Raw genomic sequence first — 16817 nt, 5'->3', positions numbered from 1 at the left:
CATAAAGTAAAGTGCAGCGGCATGCCATAAAAGCGTTAATGTGCATTGTGTACATAAGCTTTTGCATAGCCACTGACACTACCCCTGCAGCCATTTCCCAGAGTGTATGAAAGTCGTTCCTATCTTTACTGATGAAGTCGCCCAGGCGGGCGGCTGGCATGGGCAGGCCTTGGCGCAGGCGTTTGAGCGCCAGGGCTGGCAAGCGCATATGGTCTGCCTGGATAGTTGCCATGTCAGCATCGTGGATCAGCGTGTGCAGGTGCATATCCCAGGCTTGCCAGCGCCGGCAACGATCGCCTTTGTGCGTGGTGTGGCTGCCGGGACCACCCAGCAGATCATCACGCGCATGAATATACTGCATACCCTGCAGCGGCAGGGCATGACCATTTATAACCATGCCCGCGCCATTGAAACCACCGTAGATAAAAGCCTCACCACCCAGCTGCTGGCCGAGCATGGGGTGTCTACACCGAATACCTGGGTGTGTGAATACCGGCAGCAGGCACACCCGCTGATGCAGCAGGCACTGGATAACGGTAAGACACTGGTGATCAAACCTTTGTTTGGCTCGCAGGGCAAAGGCGTGCGTTTGATCGAACATGCGCAGCAGTTCGCCTTGCCACAGGATATGTTCGTGGATGGTATTTATTACCTGCAGGAGAAGATCGATTGCGGCGCAAACCAGCATGATTACCGTGTGTTTGTCGTCAATGGCGAGCCGGTGGCGGTGATGCGGCGCCAGGGCGATGGCTGGCTGCATAATGTGGCACGCGGCGCACGCTGCACCGCCAGTCACGAGATGGATGTGGCTGAGTTAGGTGTGCAGGCAGCTGCCGCCATAGGCATCAATTACGCCGGGGTGGATCTCATGCGCGACAGGCACGGCAAGCTGTGGGTGATAGAAGTCAACAGTATTCCTGCCTGGCGCGGCCTGCAAACCATCACGGACCTGAATATCGCAGATATCCTGGTGGCTGACCTGCTACGCTTTGCCGATGAACAGCCATGCTGACCAAACCATACCGCGCTCAACCATGAACGTACAAAGTGCCTATTCAAATGCCTGCCTGGCCGAGCTGGAAGCACTCAAGCCCGGCAATGTGCATATCTTTGCCGATGGCCATGGCATGCAGGTACAGCACTTTATCGCCAGCGCCGAAGTCTCGGCGCCACTATTATGTGACGATACACTATACGGTGATCGCAGCCTGGGCCAACGTATCCTGGCGGCGCTGGAGGTCACCTACGCCAAAGTCGCCTGTAATACCAATCTGGGTATCATCTTGTTGGCCGCGCCTGTCGTGCAGGCTAGCCTGCGCTATCCGCATCTGCCTTTGTCAGCCGGCCTGGCGCAAGTGTTAAATGAAACCACGCTGGAAGACGCAGCGCTGGCCTACGCCGGCATCCGGCTGGTGAGCCCGGCAGGCATGGGCGAGCGCAATGAGCACGATATCTCGCAAACACCACAGATCACCCTGCTAGAAGCCATGCAACTGGCAAGTGCGCACGACATGGTGGCGCGCCAGTATAGCGAAGGGTATGCGCAACTTTTTTCCCAGGCGCTGCCCTTATATAAAACCTGTGTAGAACGCTGGCAGCGCCCGGCCTGGGCATTGACAGCGGTATATCTGTATTGGTTATCTTGTGTGCCGGATAGTCATATCGCCCGCAAGTATGGCGCAACTGTCGCGCTGGAGGTGCAGCAGCTTGCCAGCCAGCACGCGCAGGCTTTTATGGCACTCGACAACCCAAAACACTATATGGCGACCCTGCTCAAATGGGATCAATCGCTCAAGCAAGCGCGGCTGAACCCAGGCACCAGCGCCGACCTGACCGTGATCACGGCCATGCTGGCAATGCTGAGCTGATTCCGGCATCCGGCTGGCCCAGCCAGACCCAAGCCAGACCCAAGCCAGACCCAAGCTGCGGCAGATTGCTACAAATGGCTTGCAGGGCTAAGGTATACTGCCTGTTTAAATGTTGCCCATTATATTTATCAGGAGAACGCCATGACTGAACAGGTTTTGACCGAACAGGAGATCCAACAACATTTCGCTGAGTCTTTACCACACTGGTTTTACGAAGAAGGCTGGATACGCCGTAAATACAAAACCAATAGCTGGAAGGGCACACTGATGGTGGTCAATACGGTAGGGCATCTGGCCGAAGCCGCCTGGCACCACCCGGACCTCACCGTTTCCTACGCATTCGTGATCGTCAAGCTGTGCACGCATAGCGCCAAAGGCATCACCATGAAAGACATAGAGCTGGCGCGCAAGATCGAAGAAGTGATCCAGTGGCAACCGAATGCGCAAGCGGGGTCAGCCCTGGAAGGCACGCCGCAAGATGACCTGCGTTTCAGTTACGTGAAATATGACAAATAAACTGCTTGCGAGTCATCGTTACTATCCATTATTTCTGAAGTTGTATGACTGCTCCAGCTCAAGCCTCACTGCTTAAAGATTCATTACCGCCCGCGATTTTCCTGATGGGGCCGACTGCCAGCGGTAAAACCGCGGCCACGATAGCCTTATATCAGGAGTTTCCGCTGGAAATCATCAGTGTCGATTCTGCACTGGTCTATAAAGGCATGGATATAGGCACCGCCAAACCCGATGCCGACACTTTGCGCCAGGCACCGCATCATTTGATAGATCTGATCACGCCGCTGGAACAATATTCAGCAGCGCAATTCGCCAAAGATGCGCTGGCACTCATGCATGCAGCCACCGAAAAAGGGCGGGTACCTTTGCTGGTAGGCGGCACCATGTTGTATTTCAATGCTTTGCAGCATGGCTTGAGCCAGCTGCCCGAAGCCGACCAGGACGTGCGGGCCGAGATCGAAGCCGAAGCCGCAAAGTCAGGCTGGCCCGCCATGCATGCGCAACTGGCAACGATAGACCCCGCTGTCGCTGCAAAAATACAGCCTAATGATACGCAAAGGATAGAACGGGCATTAGAAGTCTACCGCATCAGCGGCCAGTCCATGAGTGCCTTGCGTGCGCAATCCAGCAAGCATGAGCTGCCATTTAATATCCTTAAGATCGCCCTGGTGCCGAGTGAACGCGCCGTCTTGCATCAGCGCATCGCAGACCGTTTTCAATTGATGCTGGAACAAGGGTTTATCGAAGAAGTGCGCCAGCTGTTGGCGCAATACCCACAACTGACTGCTGAAAGCCCAAGCATGCGCTGCGTCGGCTATAGGCAAACATTGGCTTACCTGCAAGGTGAGATCGACCTTAAAACACTAGGCGAGCAGGGCGTTTTTGCCACGCGCCAGCTTGCCAAGCGCCAGCTGACCTGGTTGCGGGGCATGAGTGATGTGCAGGTGTTGAATTGCTTGAGCAATAGCTGGATCAACGAATTGGCAATTAAAATACGAACCAATTGTCTAGATCATTCATGAGGTGAAAGTAAAATCCTAATGAACTAAATCAGCTAGGGAAGGTGCAGAATGAGTGAACGAATAGGCTATTTTGATGTGCTCAGAGGTTTGGCTATCATAGGCGTGGTTGCCATCCATGTTTCTGGTTCAGGAACTCAGGTCATGCATGCAGCCAGTGATGTCTACTTGACCATTTTCTGGAGAAATTTCTGGAATTTTTCTGTTCCCTTATTTCTTTCAATCTCAGGCTACTTTTTAGCCAAGAAAACCTTCACTAAACACGGCGACTATCTAAATTTCTTAAGTAAACAGGTTCCCAAAGTTTATTTGCCATTTCTTTTCTGGTCGTTTATTTGCCTTTTATTAGCGGTTGCGACTAAATCAGCAGTTTCTTCGGAACTGTTTAAGCTGCTGACCTTTCAGTCTTCAGGCCCGTATTATTTTATTGCATTAATTATTCAGTATTATTTATTGCTTCCAATACTCAAGCATCTGGCTAATTTAAAAGGGTTGATCGCGAGCGTCGCAGTCAGCCTCACTGCCACTTATTTCATATTTCATCTCAGATATATAAGTGGCATAGACCTGCCGCTGATTATTTATGCGGGTAACTTTGTGACCTGGCTTATGTTCTTCGTATTCGGGATTTATATAGGGTCGACAAACAGGATCACAGTCTCTAATACGGTATTGCTGAGTGCCATTGCAGGTTTTTATTTATTGTCGTGTCTGGAAACCTTTTTGCTCATTGAATGGTTCAATCAGCCTCAAGCAGCCGTTACCGCGATCAAGCCCTCATCTTTCCTTTACTCATTGGCCCTGATTGCTTATTTGTTCAAGAATATGAATATTTTTCATTCGGAACTATTGAAGAGATTAGGCGGCATTTCGTTTGGGATTTACCTCATCCATATGCTGGTTCTGAATATTGAATCCCGCATATTGCATAAACTGCTGCCGGCATGGGTAGAGGGCTTGTTTCTCTATCAGGTAATGCTTACCAGCCTGGTGGTACTGACTTGTGCTTTCGGCATTACCTTGATCAATAAACTGTTATCGGATAGACAAAGTTTATTGATTGGTTTCAAATAGATTCGCTATGATCAATAAGCGCTGTCCTGGCCAACTGCCGTTAGCCAGACTGTTTTAGCCACGATCAGCATATCCAGGCGTGGGCTCCAGTTGCGCAGGTATTCCAGGTCATAATGCACACGCTGTTCCATTTTTTCCAGCGTATCCGTTTCTCCCCTGAAGCCGTTCACCTGTGCCCAGCCGGTAATGCCTGGCTTCACCTTATGGCGCACCATATAGCCTTTGATCAGCTTGCGGTATTCTTCGTTGTGCGCCACGGCATGCGGGCGGGGGCCTACGACACTCATGCGCCCTTGCAAGACATTGATGAACTGCGGTAACTCATCCAGGGAAGTCTTTCGTAAAAAAGCACCGAACGGCGTGATGCGCTGGTCATTTTTAGTCGCCTGTGTCACTTTGCCGCCATCTTCAGTCACGGTCATGGAGCGGAACTTATAGACCAGTATCTCCTGACCATCCAGGCCATAACGGCGTTGCTTGAAAATAATGGCGCCTGGCGAACTGAGTTTAATACCAATGGCGATCACCAGTAAAATCGGCGAGATCAGAATCAACACAAACAGTGAAAACAACACATCTGCCGTGCGTTTGATAAAGCCATCCATGCCGGTGAATGGCGTGTCGCAGACTGAAACCACCGGTATGCCGTTCACTTCAGACACGCGGCCCTGTATCAGATCCGTGACAAAAATGTCCGGCACAAAATAGATAGAGGTGGTGGTGTCTTTCAGGTCATCCAGCATTTTCAGGATACGTGGATGGCTGGACATAGGCAGGGCGATGTACAGCTTGTGCACGGTATGCAATTGCAGGTAGGTGCTCAGCTCATTTAAGCTGCCAAGTACCGGGTAGTCTGCCTGCTGTTCCAGGCGTGCAGGCGAGCGGTCCTCAAAAAAGCCCAGCACATTGATGCGCTGGTAGTAATCCTCTTTCAGGTTGTCAGCCAGCAAAATACCCTGTTCATTCAAACCTACGATCAAAGTGTTTTGTGGCGGGCCTTGCCACTGAATCAGCTTGGGGCTCACGCACTTTAGCATTTGCAATACGGCAATCTGGGCCAGTGGCGTAAGCACTAGCCAGAGCAGTATCATTTGCTCGCTATAGAGTGTGATATAGCGTGTCACGTAAGCAAAAATCAGGACGAAAGTAGCGATCAGCAACCACTGCGCGACCACGTCGCGACACATTTTAACAAAGCCTTTACGGATCTTTGCACCACTGGGGAATGTGATCGAGAACAACACGATAGACACGATAAATATCGACATCGGAATCTGGTTCTCGGTGTAGATAAAAAGTCCCCATAGCACGAACACCATCACTAAAGGCTCAACAATGGATTCTAAGAGATAAAGTGGACTATTAGCACCAGTGGAGAGGCCGGAGAGGGTTCTGATGGGAGGTTTCTTGGTGGCCATATATTACTTATAATTTGATTTACATGAATTTTAACGCATCTACGATATTTGCACCAATCAAACAATAAAGCAATCATCCCATGGGGTAGGTGGCAGATTGAAGTTTACATGTTAATCTGTCACAAAAATGTCAGAATTGGCAAGCATTATGACTCCCCTGGCGTATTATGTAATACAGGTTAAGAGTTGAGAATAGTTCTTGTTTTCCTGCATGGCTTTAGCATTTGATAGTAGAATACATATTGGCGTAAATGGCCTTATTAATTCAGGGTGGCTCATGCCTTCAAGATATAACAATAGAAAAGTACCACTATTAACGCACAAGCTTCTTTGGTGCTGCTGTTTTTTCAATTTCATCCCTGGCCTGACAATGGCTGATGAACTGGATACCATTCAATTGAGAGCAGGCGTTAATAAAAGCTTTGATAGTAATGTTTTAAGGCAAAGCAGCAACGAAGTATCAGACCAGATCACCGCTAAAACGGTGGGCGTTAAATATGACAAGACTTACTCGCTGCAAAGAGTCATATTTGATGTTAACTATAACGATTTCAGCTATCAAAAGTCTGACTTTTTAGACTACCACGCCACTAATTACAATGGTACCTGGCTGTGGTCTCTGACGCCCAATCTGCATGGCAATTTGTCTACTAGCAAAGTCGAGACTTTAATCAGTTTTCGCGACCTTCTAACTCCAACAAAAAACATGAGAACCACGAAAACGAATACTTTTAGCTTTGAGTATTCACCGCACCATGTATGGTCGCTGATAGGTGGGATAAGTGAGATCGATAATAGCAATAGCAGGCAATTTACTGCTCAAACAGGTTCAAGCACTACCGTATATGAATATGGGGTTAAATATATATTCCCGTCAGGAAGCAACATTTCCTTGCTCGGTCGTCAAAAAGACGGGAAATTTGAAGGCAGGGAGTTGAACCCTGCATTGAAATTCGATAACGGATTTGAAGAAAAAGAATACGACATTACGTTCGAAAAAGATGTAAACGGCAAAAGTACCATTAATGCAAAGCTTGGTTATCTGTCACGAGAGTACGATAACTTCAGTGAGCGTGACTACAGCGCCATCGTAGGGAACGTGGACTGGTTATATATAGTGACCGGGAAAATCAAAGTCGACCTGAACCTGAGCAGGGGAGTCAATGTCTTTGAAACAGCAAATAGTACCTATACCGTCACAAATGCGATCAGAACCGGATTGTTCTATGATGTCACCAGCAAGATCCAGACCGGTTTGAACCTGCGAGTATCCTCACGTGATTTTGAAGGTCGCGGAGAGTTTGATACCAGCGGTCGCCTGGATAAGGAAAGGTCTATCAGTGCTTTTGCAACGTGGAATCCATTGCAGAATGCTGCTTTCACGGTAAGAACAACAAAGTCACATAGAAATTCTTCAATTGATCGGTTCGATTTCGATGATGTTCTGACTTATGTGAGCGTGGACCTGTCTATATAAGCTGACTTAGATGGTCGAACGCTTTCAGTTAAAGTGTTCACAAATGATTTTTATACATGTAAGCAACATAAAAACAAAGAGTAGAAAAGGTGTTTTAAATTATGGCTAAGTTCATGAAGGCTTTTTTTGTACTGCTAACCCTGTTTTTCGCTAGCGTTGCCAGTGCTGAATACACACTGGGCACAGGAGACTTTGTTCGTGTCATCGTTTACGGTGATGCAGAACTCACTCGCGATCTACGGATATCAGAAAGCGGCGTTTTATCCTTCCCTTTAATTGGTGAGGTTAAAGTCGGCGGCGCGACCACGTTAGAAGCTGAAGAGCGTATCGCCAGCTTACTGAAAAAGGGCGGTTTTATTGCTAACCCGCAAGTTTCTGTCTCTGTTTTAGAGTTTTTAAGCAAAACCGTCTCACTGCTAGGCGGGGTCAATAAGCCAGGCCGATATTCAATCATACGGCCGACTGATATCGCAGATATTTTAGCCGAGGCTGGCGGTCTGACAGTCGAGGCTTCCGAAATAGTGACTGTCATCCGTGGGTCTGTGCGCAAGCAATATAATTTAAACGAGATCATTGAACGTAATAATTTAAATGACAATGATTTGCGTCTGTATGGTGGTGAAGCTATTTACATCAATACCAGAGATGTCACTGTTTCTGGCCAAGTACAACGTCCGGGCAAGTATGGCATTCAAGGCGGCAATCAAAGAATCAGTGATTTTGTGGCACTGGCCGGTGGCCCGATTGAAAATGCGGGCGAAGTCTTGTTATTCACTACTCAGCGTTCAGGCACTCAGGTAACTGAAGAGATCAACATAGATGAGTTGTTCAGAAACCCTTCCAGCACCGTGAATAAACAGCTGGCACCTAGTGATGTGGTTTATGTACCTAAAGCGCCGCAAGTATATGTCTACGGAGAAGTCCAACGCCCTGGCATGTATAAAATCGATAAAAATATGACGGTGATGCAAGCGATTGCAAAATCCGGCGGATTAACAATCAGAGGCACACAGAGATCCGTAAAGCTTCACCGCAAGACAGAGTCTAATCAAATTGTTAAAACAAGCCCGAATCTGACTGATTTCCTTAAAGATGAAGATGTTTTATATATTGAAGAAAGTCTGCTTTAAATAAACTTGTCTTCTCTACATAATTTTAGATGCTGAAGGGTATCAAATGAGTTTTTATCAGTTTTATCTGGCAGTAAAGTCGAGGGCAAAGTTAGTTTTGTTTTTGACCCTGGGGTTTTTTATCATTGCGCTGGGCGTGAGTCTGGTTTTACCAAAAAACTACACTGCAACTACGTCTATGGTGATCAATTACAAGGGTATAGACCCGGTGACCGGTATGTCTATGCAAGCGCAATTGATGCCTGGATTCATGACTACGCAGATGGAAATCATAGCCAGTCATGCAGTTGCCCTTAAAGTGGTAAAAAATCTGCATCTGGATGAAGCTACTGTGATCCAGAACCAGTTCAGAGAAGCCAAGCACGAAAATACCACCCTTGAGGATTGGTTGGCCAATTTGCTGGTTAAAGGTTTGAAAGTAAAGCCATCCAAAGAAAGCAGCATCATTGAGATCTCTTACACTGGCTCAGATCCGCAGTTTTCTTCGACGATTGCCAATGCGTTTGCCGATGCCTACCAGGAGATCAGTTTAAGACTGAAGGTAGAACCTTCGAAAAAAGCGTCTGAATATCTGTTATCACAGTCTAAGGTTTACCGTGATAAGTTAGAAAGTGCTCAATCAAAACTTTCAGAATATCAACAGCAATCCGGCCTAACCAGCATCACTGAAAACCTGGATGTTGAAAATGCCAAATTGAATCAGGTAGCTAATCAACTGATCGCTGCCAGGGCACAAGCAACAGAGTCTTCCTCAAGGCAGACCAGCGCTTTATCTCAGGGTGACTCATCACCAGATATCGCATCTAACCCCATCATTCAGAACCTTAGAATGTCGCTGGCTCAAACCAGTACAAAACTCGCCGAAGTCAGCAATAAATATGGCGTCAACCATCCCCAGTATTTATCTGTTGCGGCAGAGCTGGACAAGTTGAAAGCGCAATTAAATCTGGAGATCTCACGATTAGGCGCCAGTGTCAGCAGCAATGCCAATATCTATAACCAAAGTGTAGCTAAGCTGACGCATGAATTGGCTGCGCAGAAACAAAAGGTGTTGGACCTGAACCGATCCAGAGATCAGTTGGCAGTGTTGCAGCGTGACGTAGAGAGTGCCCAGCTGACATTCAATACCGTGAATCAACGCTTAAATCAAACCAGCATCGAAGGTAAAGCCAATGAGAGCGATATCTCGATCTTGAACCCTGCGATCGCGCCAGAAGCTTACTCTAGCCCTAATCTGTTGATCAACTCTGCATTAGGTATCTTCCTGGGCCTGCTTTTCGGTATTTTAATCGCTTTCATCCTTGAGGTTAAAAATAGAAAAATCAGGTCAATTGAAGATCTATACGAGTTTGTAGATATTCCGGTTCTGGCATTGATCAATAATAAGTCTATCGTAAATAAAAGACTCAACTTTTTCCCTATAAAGTGATCTAGTAAGGCAGCATATGACAATTAAACACCATATTATTGATACGCTTCCCAAGCATCCTATCTCCAGGATAGGCAAGTGCCTGGTGGAGATGGGAAAAATTTCAATTGAAGATACCGAAAAGATTCTCAAAAAACAGAATGAAACCGGACAGCGTTTCGGCGATGCCGCAATCAGCCTTGGCCTGGTTTCTGATGAAGACATCAAAGTAGCGTTATCCCAGCAGTTTGAGTATTCATTCATCACACCGGCGAACAGCACCTACCATAAGGATTTAAGAGCTGCCTACGACCCGTTTTCGAATCAAGTCGAATCTTACCGTGGATTGCGCAGTCAGCTTTTGTTCAGGTGGTTCAATGAAGGCTTTAAAGCGGTATCGTTTATCTCCAGCAATAGAGGTGAAGGCGCCAGCTATTTGGTCTCTAACCTGGCCGTGACTTTTGCCCAGCTTGGCAAAAAAACCTTGCTTATTGATGGCAATCTCAGACATCCAAGAGTGCACGAGATATTCAACTTGAAGAATAAGTTTGGTCTGTCCGATATTCTTGTGGATAGGGTATCAGTGATAGATGCACTTCAGCATTTGCAGGACATTCCAAACTTGTCAGTACTTTCTTCTGGTACTGTGCCACCCAACCCTCAGGAATTGTTAGGCCGCTTGACTTTTAACCAGATCATCAAGAATGCAAGCACCGTTTTTGATGTTATTTTGATCGATACTCCGGCAATTTCAGACTGTTCTGACTCGCAAATCTGGTCATCATTAACCAAAGGTGTGGTGATGGTAAGCAGGCTTCATCATACGTCTATAGAAGATCTCAAAGTGTTAAAAAGATCTGTAGATCTAACTGATGCGTCTGTGATCGGCGCCGTTGTAAACGAGTTTTAAATGAATGCACTGTCTTTAAAAAGCAATATTGTAGGCTTTACGAAAAGCCACTATGCAATTCTAGCTCTGATCTTTCTGTTATGCGGCTCTATCCATAGACTGAATGAATATGTCTGGAGTTTAAGTGACTACAGTCAGGGGCCTGTCGTCCTGTTTATCCTTTGCTATTTGTTTTTTGCAAAAGCAAAGGAAATGGATGGATATGCTACAAACAGCACCCCCTTGGCATCGGTTTTTTTTTGGGCACTGCTGGGCCTGGGCATCATCAGTTACATCATTGGCCGCTCTCAATTCATCAATTTTCTTGAGATCTTCTCTTTCTGTCTGCTGATACCCGCAGTTGTCGGTCTGGTGTATGGGGAAAAAAATCTTAAAAAATTGTGGTTCCCGATTTTTTTCACTATCTTCTTGATCCCCTTGCCAAGTTTTTTTGTGGCATCGATCACGATGCCTATCAAAATCGCAGTTTCTTCTGTCACAGCAGATATTTTGTCCTTCTTAGACTACCCTGTGGCACAAAGTGGAGTCATCTTGCAGATAGGTCAGTACAAGCTGTTCGTTGCTGATGCATGTGCGGGTATGAATACATTATTCACGCTTGAGGGCTTGGGTCTTTTTTATCTGAACATGGTAAAGCGTGACTCCCTGGCCAGAAATATCTTGCTGACTATTTTGATTATTCCTATTTCATTCCTGGCGAATGTATTCAGGGTACTGGCTATCTCCCTGATCACTTACTATTTTGGCGATGAGATGGGGCAGGGCTTCTTACATGGTTTCGCAGGTATATTCATGTTCATGGTAGCTTTACTTTTGATTATCTCAATTGATGCATTTTTTGAAAAATTCCTAGATAAAAAGAAAAGCCACTAAAAATGAGTACTAATACAAAGACTCAGATTTCACTGACCGTGATTATGCTTTTGAGTTTTTTAATTTGCATACCTATGCAACCTAGTAAATTCTATAAAGATGACCACCAGTTTTCGTCGCTTAAAGAGATCGTTCCTACCAGCTTTGAAGACTGGGTAGAGATGGATCTTTCCAATTCTGGTGGCATTGTCGACCCGACATCAAGCTCATTAGTCAATCAGATCTACAACCAGACGCTTTCAAGAACCTATGTCAATAAAGTCACCCAACAGCTGATCATGCTTTCTATCGCCTATGGTGAAGATCAGTCTGATAGCCGTGAGTTGCATATTCCTGATGCCTGCTATCCGGCACAAGGTTTCCTGCTGAGTGAGAAAAGCGATGTTGTCCTTGATACTACGCGCGGTCAGATCAAGGCCAGAAAACTGCTGGCTACCCAAAGCGGCAGAGTAGAGCCACTGATCTACTGGATAACAATGTCGGACAATCAGGTCAGAAAAGGCTACGACTCCAAGTTGACCCAATTAAAGCTTGGCTTGCAGGGATATATCCCTGATGGTTTCGTTGTCAGAGTCTCAACCATTACCGACAACGTTCAGGATGCTTATCAACTGGAAGAGCAATTTATCAACTCCCTGTTGCTAGCCCTCAAGCCGAATGATTTAGTCAGGTTGACCGGCCTGAAGCCTGACGCAAGTGGTAACAAATAAAATGAGAAACCTTGATATCTCTTTTGATCAAAAGATGTTTCGATTTTTTTTTGCATTCTCAATGGTTGTCACCTTATTGGGCTTGCACTATGTCTTTAATTTTGTAAACACCAATCCTTTTGAAAGAGGCTTGCTGATCATTGCAGCATTTTTCCTGTTTAAAGCCCAGCCTAAAGCTTCTATCCAGGGGTTTTTTGGTCTTATCCTGATTACATTCGCGATTTTCTTCTTTGGCTACTTCACCAGTTTTCATCAATTCTCCTGGGGAAGGCTGCTTAACGCTTATATCGCATTAATTGCATTACTATTATTCTATGTGATTCAACCCAGTGAGGATAACAGGCTCTTTATACTTAAATGGATATCGAGAATAGCCCCGTTCCTGGTGTTCTATGGTTTTTTTCTCATGATATTCGGCCGCAGCGTATTCATGCAGGACCATACTGGTGCCATGCGCTATGGCGGCGGGACTATTCCTGCCTATATGGCGGCAGCATCGTTTGCATCTTCGGTTGCGTTTGCCATGCTGTATAGGCATACGGGCAATATTAAATATTTTGCCATGGTGTTCTTTTGCCTGGTCTGCGCTATTTTGTCAGGTAGCCGCATGCCTACCGTGTGTATTGTTCTTTCTGCGTTCCCGATCTTGTTTTTCAGTATCAAAAAATTTGAGAGCAAAGTTTATTTTATTTTGTTTTCATTGATATTTGGTTTACTGGCGCTCGTGACTGTGGGTGATCAGCTGATGATGCGTTTCGAATCGCAAAGCAGCAGTGGCCGCGATAAATTATGGGACTCAGTCATTATGTGGATTAAATTCTATCCGAATACTGGCGTTGGATACGGGCATCACCCCCTGATCATTCCTGAATACATCAAGATATTTACTAAAACCCAGGCGGTTCATAGTGAATACATAAGAGTTGTGGGCGAGTTGGGCTACTTTGGCGCAGCTATATTCCTGATAGGCATTGTTCTCGTTTTCAATGGCGCATTCATCAAAAAGAACTTTGAAGATGTCGTGTTAGTGTTATGTATACTGACTTCCTTCGCCCTGTTTTCTTACAGTGACAATACTTTGTTAAGTAGTTACTGTTCAATCATGCCTTTAGCTTACGCGATGGGCACAGGCCTTAAAAAGGCGCATAGCCATGTTTAGTCTAAAATATTCATCTCTGACTAAAGTCAGGTCAGTTTTACAAGAGTCCTTGAAATTTGTATACAAACGTATATTCAAAATGGATATTCACGACTCGGTCAAATTCAGCCTTTCAGCAAAGTTTGATAAGACTAATCCTAAAGGCGTCCATGTCGCGGAAAATACCTACATCGCGTTTGACGTTGCCATTCTGACCCATGACTTTACCCGTGGAGTCAGAAGGCATACAAGAATAGGCCGCAATTGTTTTATTGGTGCACGCAGTATCATCCTGCCTGGCGTTGAGATCGGTGATGGTTCCATCGTGGCGGCCGGATCTGTAGTCGTCAAGAATGTGCCTGCAAACTCTATCGTGGCTGGTAATCCGGCAAAAGTGATCAGAGAAAATATAAGTGTCGGGGCCTATGGTCGCTTCCTGAATGCAGATGAAGTACAACAGCAGGAAAGTTTAGAAAATGGATTCAATTAAATGATAAAAAAAGACTTTATTCTTTTGACTACATGCGAACCTGGCAATGAAGCAAGAGTCGCTGAACTAAAACGTTTAATGGACTCTGTAGATAAGTCTTTTAATGCTGATGGCATCAGTTTCATTCATGTGATCCTTTTGCAGAGTACCACTCAGATACCATTTGAAACTGAACCATATTTGCAAACGAGTGCCAGGCACTTTCTGACCATAGATCATAGGGTTTCTTTATCCAAGGCCCGCAATATCATGATTGAGTTCGCCATCAGTCATTCCTTGTTAGATCAGACCGAGCTGTGTGCTTTCCCTGATGATGATGCCTGGTATCCCGATGGCTTTCTGAAGCAAATAACCAATTATTTTTCCTCGCATAAAAACCAGGATATTTTAATCACCAAATACGGGAGTAAGCCAATCAATCAGCCAAAGTTTGATGATCTGAAAAAGACGGTCACGATACAGCCTTCAAGCTTTATCCGAAATACCTCATCCAATACCTTGTTTATCAGAACAGAACTGGTTAAAAGGGTGGGGTTGTTTGATGAGAAACTGGGGCTGGGAGCTGAAATTAACGGCGGCGAAGACCTGGACTATGGATTAAGGGCCTTTTGCCTGAGCAATAAGCCGATCGCATTTTTCCCGGAAGTACTGGTTGGTCATCGTGACCCCATGCGCTGGGTGGTGTCTAAATATTACTCTGGCAGCTTGTATGCTATCGGAAAAAGCGCAAGCTCCAGCCCCAAACTGGCGTATCAATTTATCAGGAAAATCGCAGTCGGTATTTATCTTGTGATAACCCGTCAACTGGCGTTCACTGAGTTTAGAAAAGGCACTACCCAGGCAATTAAAGCAGTGGTGAATAAAGGCTAGTTATTTTGCATAAAGGTTGGTTGCGTTCACGCTTTGCCTGGTTTTTGTTTTTTTGCTGTGTTTGTATCGCTGCTTTTTACACTCTGCTTGAAAACATCATCAGCAAACCTAATGCCAGCCCTTATCTGAATGGACGAACTGTTGAAATAAGCGTCCTGACCGATAAAAAGGCCTCATTAAAAGAATTACTCGGCGATAGTTATTTCATTAACCATCACCTGAAATTCATATCAGGCTGTGAGCTGCAAAGCGAGCTGGATTTTTTTGGCGGCTGGTCTGGCATGACATTTATAGGCAGCTCACTATTGCTGGTAAGCGACCTCTCGGCCTGGTTGCTGATAGCAGACCCGTTGAGTCTGTGCGAAAAACGTCATGTCACTGGCACAATAGGCTGGCTGTTCAATTCAAACAAAAAGTCTCTAAGAGCTGCGGGTTACGGTGATATAGAGGCAGTGTCATATAGTAAGCGGCAAAACCAATTACTGCTGTCACACGAGTCATATAGCTCTGGCATCTTTGTCGGTGATTTAAAAAATGACGATATCAGTAGTGTGCCTTTTAAACTATTAACCGATGTGCCCAGGAAATTGCACGACCTGCCTAAAGGTAGAGGACTGGAAGCCATATCCTGGGTAAATGTTAAGAAGAATAGGCCATTGATACTGGCGCTGGCAGAACGTGATCCCGAAAAGAATAGGGAAGCAGTACCTGGCTGGATACTGGACGCAAATGGCAAATCAGTTCAAGCGTTTAGCTTTGCAGTTGAACCAGGCTATGATGTTTCCGATATGGCATATGAAGAAAACTGTGGTTTATTCGTACTGGAGAGAAAACTGAGTTGGCTGGGCAGGTTTTTCGTTAAACTGAACCGTGTTGACATAGATGGATCGCTGGTAAAAAACGAATGGCCATCTGAAACAATATTTGCCGGGGATTCCAGTGGCAGCCTGATAGACAACATGGAAGGTATCGCTGTAAGTTATAATGATAATGAATGTAAAGTGGCTATCGTATCTGATTCAAACTTTATCAAACTCCAGAAAACCACTTTGTTAGTGTTTTCCTTTTCTCCCAAATAAGGTGTTATTAGAGACTCCTCATTGGCCATGTATTTAGTGTTTAAAAGTTAGCCTCTACTATGCTCAAGATATTCATCATTTCTTTAAAACGAGATGAAAAGAAACGTCAGGAAATTGAAAAGAAACTAAACTCGCTGGGCTTGGGTTTTTCTTTTGTGGATGCGATAGATGGAAAACTCTTATCTGCATCCGAGATAAGTCATTTAAATTTCGCAGGTAAGATCAAACAGCGCGCGTTTGATCCGACCTTAGGTGAGATCGGCTGTGGTTTAAGTCATTTGATTGCGTACCGGCAGTTTGAAAGTACGTCTGATGAATGGGCTTGTATCCTGGAGGATGATGTAATTCTCGACGAACGCTTCTCCTCTTTTATTAAAAACTTTAATGCACAAGAATTATCAGGGCATCAGGATTGTCTATTTATTCTGGGCGGGCAGGATGGCCTGGAGTCTAGACGACTGATCTCAAAAAGCCTGTTTAATTACATCAAAGTCGCAGGTCAGGTTTTTAGAAAGATAGTTGGCGGTGAGCGACACGTTTACCGGGCCTGCTGTTATTTGGTCAGCCGTAAAATCGCTAATAACTTGTTATCTGTTTCAAAAGAGTCATTTTTCCTGGCGGATGACTGGCTTTATCTAAAACAGAGCAATGTTTTCCAGCAGATCTTTATATCTGATTTCGTGGCTCATCCTATTGATTTGAGTAACAGCACCCTGGAACCAGAACGGCAGGCATTACAATCAAAAGTGTTCGCAGAACCTCCCCAGCTGCTTAAAACTATAAAATATTTCATAAAGGTAGTGATTGCAAAATTGCGAAGCTGCTTTTTATAACTTA

The 16817-nt window shown here is 45.5% G+C and carries 17 protein-coding genes; 16 read left to right on the top strand and 1 reads right to left on the bottom strand.

Going from position 1 to position 16817, the window contains the following annotated elements:
• Nucleotides 1–106: 106 nt before the first annotated feature.
• From ACT6RZ_RS11875 to ACT6RZ_RS11855, 5 genes are all read left to right on the top strand, one after another.
• Nucleotides 107–1012: an ATP-grasp domain-containing protein gene (locus tag ACT6RZ_RS11875; protein WP_444702309.1), complete on the top strand. Its 906-nt coding sequence runs from the start codon at nucleotides 107–109 to the stop codon at nucleotides 1010–1012.
• A 22-nt stretch (nucleotides 1013–1034) separates the two neighbouring features.
• Complete coding sequence (locus ACT6RZ_RS11870) at nucleotides 1035–1868, top strand: triphosphoribosyl-dephospho-CoA synthase (RefSeq protein WP_444702308.1); 834 nt, start codon at nucleotides 1035–1037, stop codon at nucleotides 1866–1868.
• Between the two features lie 141 nt (nucleotides 1869–2009).
• On the top strand, nucleotides 2010–2384 hold the full coding sequence (locus tag ACT6RZ_RS11865) for a 4a-hydroxytetrahydrobiopterin dehydratase (RefSeq protein WP_442586379.1): 375 nt from the start codon (nucleotides 2010–2012) through the stop codon (nucleotides 2382–2384).
• Between the two features lie 44 nt (nucleotides 2385–2428).
• Nucleotides 2429–3406 (top strand): tRNA (adenosine(37)-N6)-dimethylallyltransferase MiaA, encoded by a 978-nt coding sequence (gene miaA, locus ACT6RZ_RS11860; protein WP_444702307.1) that lies wholly within the window; start codon nucleotides 2429–2431, stop codon nucleotides 3404–3406.
• A 48-nt stretch (nucleotides 3407–3454) separates the two neighbouring features.
• Entirely contained in the window at nucleotides 3455–4477 is a 1023-nt protein-coding gene (locus ACT6RZ_RS11855; RefSeq protein WP_444702306.1) for an acyltransferase, read from the top strand.
• An 11-nt stretch (nucleotides 4478–4488) separates the two neighbouring features.
• Here the strand turns inward: ACT6RZ_RS11855 and ACT6RZ_RS11850 are convergent, their stop codons facing one another.
• Entirely contained in the window at nucleotides 4489–5796 is a 1308-nt protein-coding gene (locus ACT6RZ_RS11850) for an undecaprenyl-phosphate glucose phosphotransferase (RefSeq protein WP_444702332.1), read from the bottom strand.
• A gap of 310 nt (nucleotides 5797–6106) precedes the next feature.
• Here ACT6RZ_RS11850 and epsL point away from each other — a divergent pair, with 310 nt between their 5' ends.
• The 11 genes from epsL to ACT6RZ_RS11795 all read left to right on the top strand — a co-directional run bounded on the left by epsL (nucleotide 6107) and on the right by ACT6RZ_RS11795 (nucleotide 16813).
• Nucleotides 6107–7372, top strand: a complete 1266-nt coding sequence (gene epsL, locus ACT6RZ_RS11845; protein ID WP_444702305.1) for an XrtB/PEP-CTERM-associated polysaccharide biosynthesis outer membrane protein EpsL — start codon at nucleotides 6107–6109, stop codon at nucleotides 7370–7372.
• Between the two features lie 101 nt (nucleotides 7373–7473).
• Nucleotides 7474–8502: an SLBB domain-containing protein gene (locus ACT6RZ_RS11840; RefSeq protein WP_444702304.1), complete on the top strand. Its 1029-nt coding sequence runs from the start codon at nucleotides 7474–7476 to the stop codon at nucleotides 8500–8502.
• Between the two features lie 46 nt (nucleotides 8503–8548).
• Nucleotides 8549–9931: a chain length determinant protein EpsF gene (gene epsF, locus ACT6RZ_RS11835; RefSeq protein WP_444702303.1), complete on the top strand. Its 1383-nt coding sequence runs from the start codon at nucleotides 8549–8551 to the stop codon at nucleotides 9929–9931.
• A gap of 16 nt (nucleotides 9932–9947) precedes the next feature.
• A complete protein-coding gene (locus ACT6RZ_RS11830; protein WP_444702302.1) occupies nucleotides 9948–10820 on the top strand; it encodes a polysaccharide biosynthesis tyrosine autokinase in 873 nt (290 codons plus the stop codon).
• Nucleotides 10821–11693, top strand: a complete 873-nt coding sequence (xrtB, locus tag ACT6RZ_RS11825; protein ID WP_444702301.1) for an exosortase B — start codon at nucleotides 10821–10823, stop codon at nucleotides 11691–11693. It begins immediately after the preceding gene.
• 2 nt (nucleotides 11694–11695) lie between these two features.
• Nucleotides 11696–12403, top strand: coding sequence for an exosortase-associated protein EpsI, B-type (epsI, locus tag ACT6RZ_RS11820; RefSeq protein ID WP_444702300.1), 708 nt, complete (start codon nucleotides 11696–11698; stop codon nucleotides 12401–12403).
• Nucleotide 12404: 1 nt separating this feature from the next.
• Nucleotides 12405–13562 (top strand): O-antigen ligase family protein, encoded by a 1158-nt coding sequence (locus ACT6RZ_RS11815; RefSeq protein ID WP_444702299.1) that lies wholly within the window; start codon nucleotides 12405–12407, stop codon nucleotides 13560–13562.
• Between the two features lie 79 nt (nucleotides 13563–13641).
• Complete coding sequence (locus tag ACT6RZ_RS11810) at nucleotides 13642–14031, top strand: acyltransferase (RefSeq protein ID WP_444702298.1); 390 nt, start codon at nucleotides 13642–13644, stop codon at nucleotides 14029–14031.
• Nucleotides 14032–14901 carry a glycosyltransferase family 2 protein gene (locus ACT6RZ_RS11805; protein ID WP_444702297.1) on the top strand — a complete coding sequence of 290 codons (870 nt, stop codon included), beginning with the start codon at nucleotides 14032–14034 and terminating at the stop codon, nucleotides 14899–14901.
• Nucleotides 14902–14906: 5 nt separating this feature from the next.
• Nucleotides 14907–15980: an esterase-like activity of phytase family protein gene (locus ACT6RZ_RS11800; RefSeq protein WP_444702296.1), complete on the top strand. Its 1074-nt coding sequence runs from the start codon at nucleotides 14907–14909 to the stop codon at nucleotides 15978–15980.
• A 59-nt stretch (nucleotides 15981–16039) separates the two neighbouring features.
• Complete coding sequence (locus tag ACT6RZ_RS11795; RefSeq protein WP_444702295.1) at nucleotides 16040–16813, top strand: glycosyltransferase family 25 protein; 774 nt, start codon at nucleotides 16040–16042, stop codon at nucleotides 16811–16813.
• Nucleotides 16814–16817: the final 4 nt, after the last annotated feature.

The sequence above is a fragment of the Methylophilus sp. genome (genome assembly GCF_052437885.1).
Classification (GTDB): Bacteria; Pseudomonadota; Gammaproteobacteria; order Burkholderiales; family Methylophilaceae; genus Methylophilus.
Note: the sequence above shows the minus strand (reverse complement) of the source record. Positions and strands in the feature narration are given on the sequence as shown.

Coding starts and splice junctions, on each gene's coding strand:
- ACT6RZ_RS11875 (WP_444702309.1), top strand. CDS start 107: ATGAAAGTCGTTCCTATCTTTACTGATGAAGTCGCCCAGGCGGGCGGC.
- ACT6RZ_RS11870 (WP_444702308.1), top strand. CDS start 1,035: ATGAACGTACAAAGTGCCTATTCAAATGCCTGCCTGGCCGAGCTGGAA.
- ACT6RZ_RS11865 (WP_442586379.1), top strand. CDS start 2,010: ATGACTGAACAGGTTTTGACCGAACAGGAGATCCAACAACATTTCGCT.
- miaA (WP_444702307.1), top strand. CDS start 2,429: ATGACTGCTCCAGCTCAAGCCTCACTGCTTAAAGATTCATTACCGCCC.
- ACT6RZ_RS11855 (WP_444702306.1), top strand. CDS start 3,455: ATGAGTGAACGAATAGGCTATTTTGATGTGCTCAGAGGTTTGGCTATC.
- ACT6RZ_RS11850 (WP_444702332.1), bottom strand. CDS start 5,796: ATGGTGTTCGTGCTATGGGGACTTTTTATCTACACCGAGAACCAGATT.
- epsL (WP_444702305.1), top strand. CDS start 6,107: ATGGCTTTAGCATTTGATAGTAGAATACATATTGGCGTAAATGGCCTT.
- ACT6RZ_RS11840 (WP_444702304.1), top strand. CDS start 7,474: ATGGCTAAGTTCATGAAGGCTTTTTTTGTACTGCTAACCCTGTTTTTC.
- epsF (WP_444702303.1), top strand. CDS start 8,549: ATGAGTTTTTATCAGTTTTATCTGGCAGTAAAGTCGAGGGCAAAGTTA.
- ACT6RZ_RS11830 (WP_444702302.1), top strand. CDS start 9,948: ATGACAATTAAACACCATATTATTGATACGCTTCCCAAGCATCCTATC.
- xrtB (WP_444702301.1), top strand. CDS start 10,821: ATGAATGCACTGTCTTTAAAAAGCAATATTGTAGGCTTTACGAAAAGC.
- epsI (WP_444702300.1), top strand. CDS start 11,696: ATGAGTACTAATACAAAGACTCAGATTTCACTGACCGTGATTATGCTT.
- ACT6RZ_RS11815 (WP_444702299.1), top strand. CDS start 12,405: ATGAGAAACCTTGATATCTCTTTTGATCAAAAGATGTTTCGATTTTTT.
- ACT6RZ_RS11810 (WP_444702298.1), top strand. CDS start 13,642: ATGGATATTCACGACTCGGTCAAATTCAGCCTTTCAGCAAAGTTTGAT.
- ACT6RZ_RS11805 (WP_444702297.1), top strand. CDS start 14,032: ATGATAAAAAAAGACTTTATTCTTTTGACTACATGCGAACCTGGCAAT.
- ACT6RZ_RS11795 (WP_444702295.1), top strand. CDS start 16,040: ATGCTCAAGATATTCATCATTTCTTTAAAACGAGATGAAAAGAAACGT.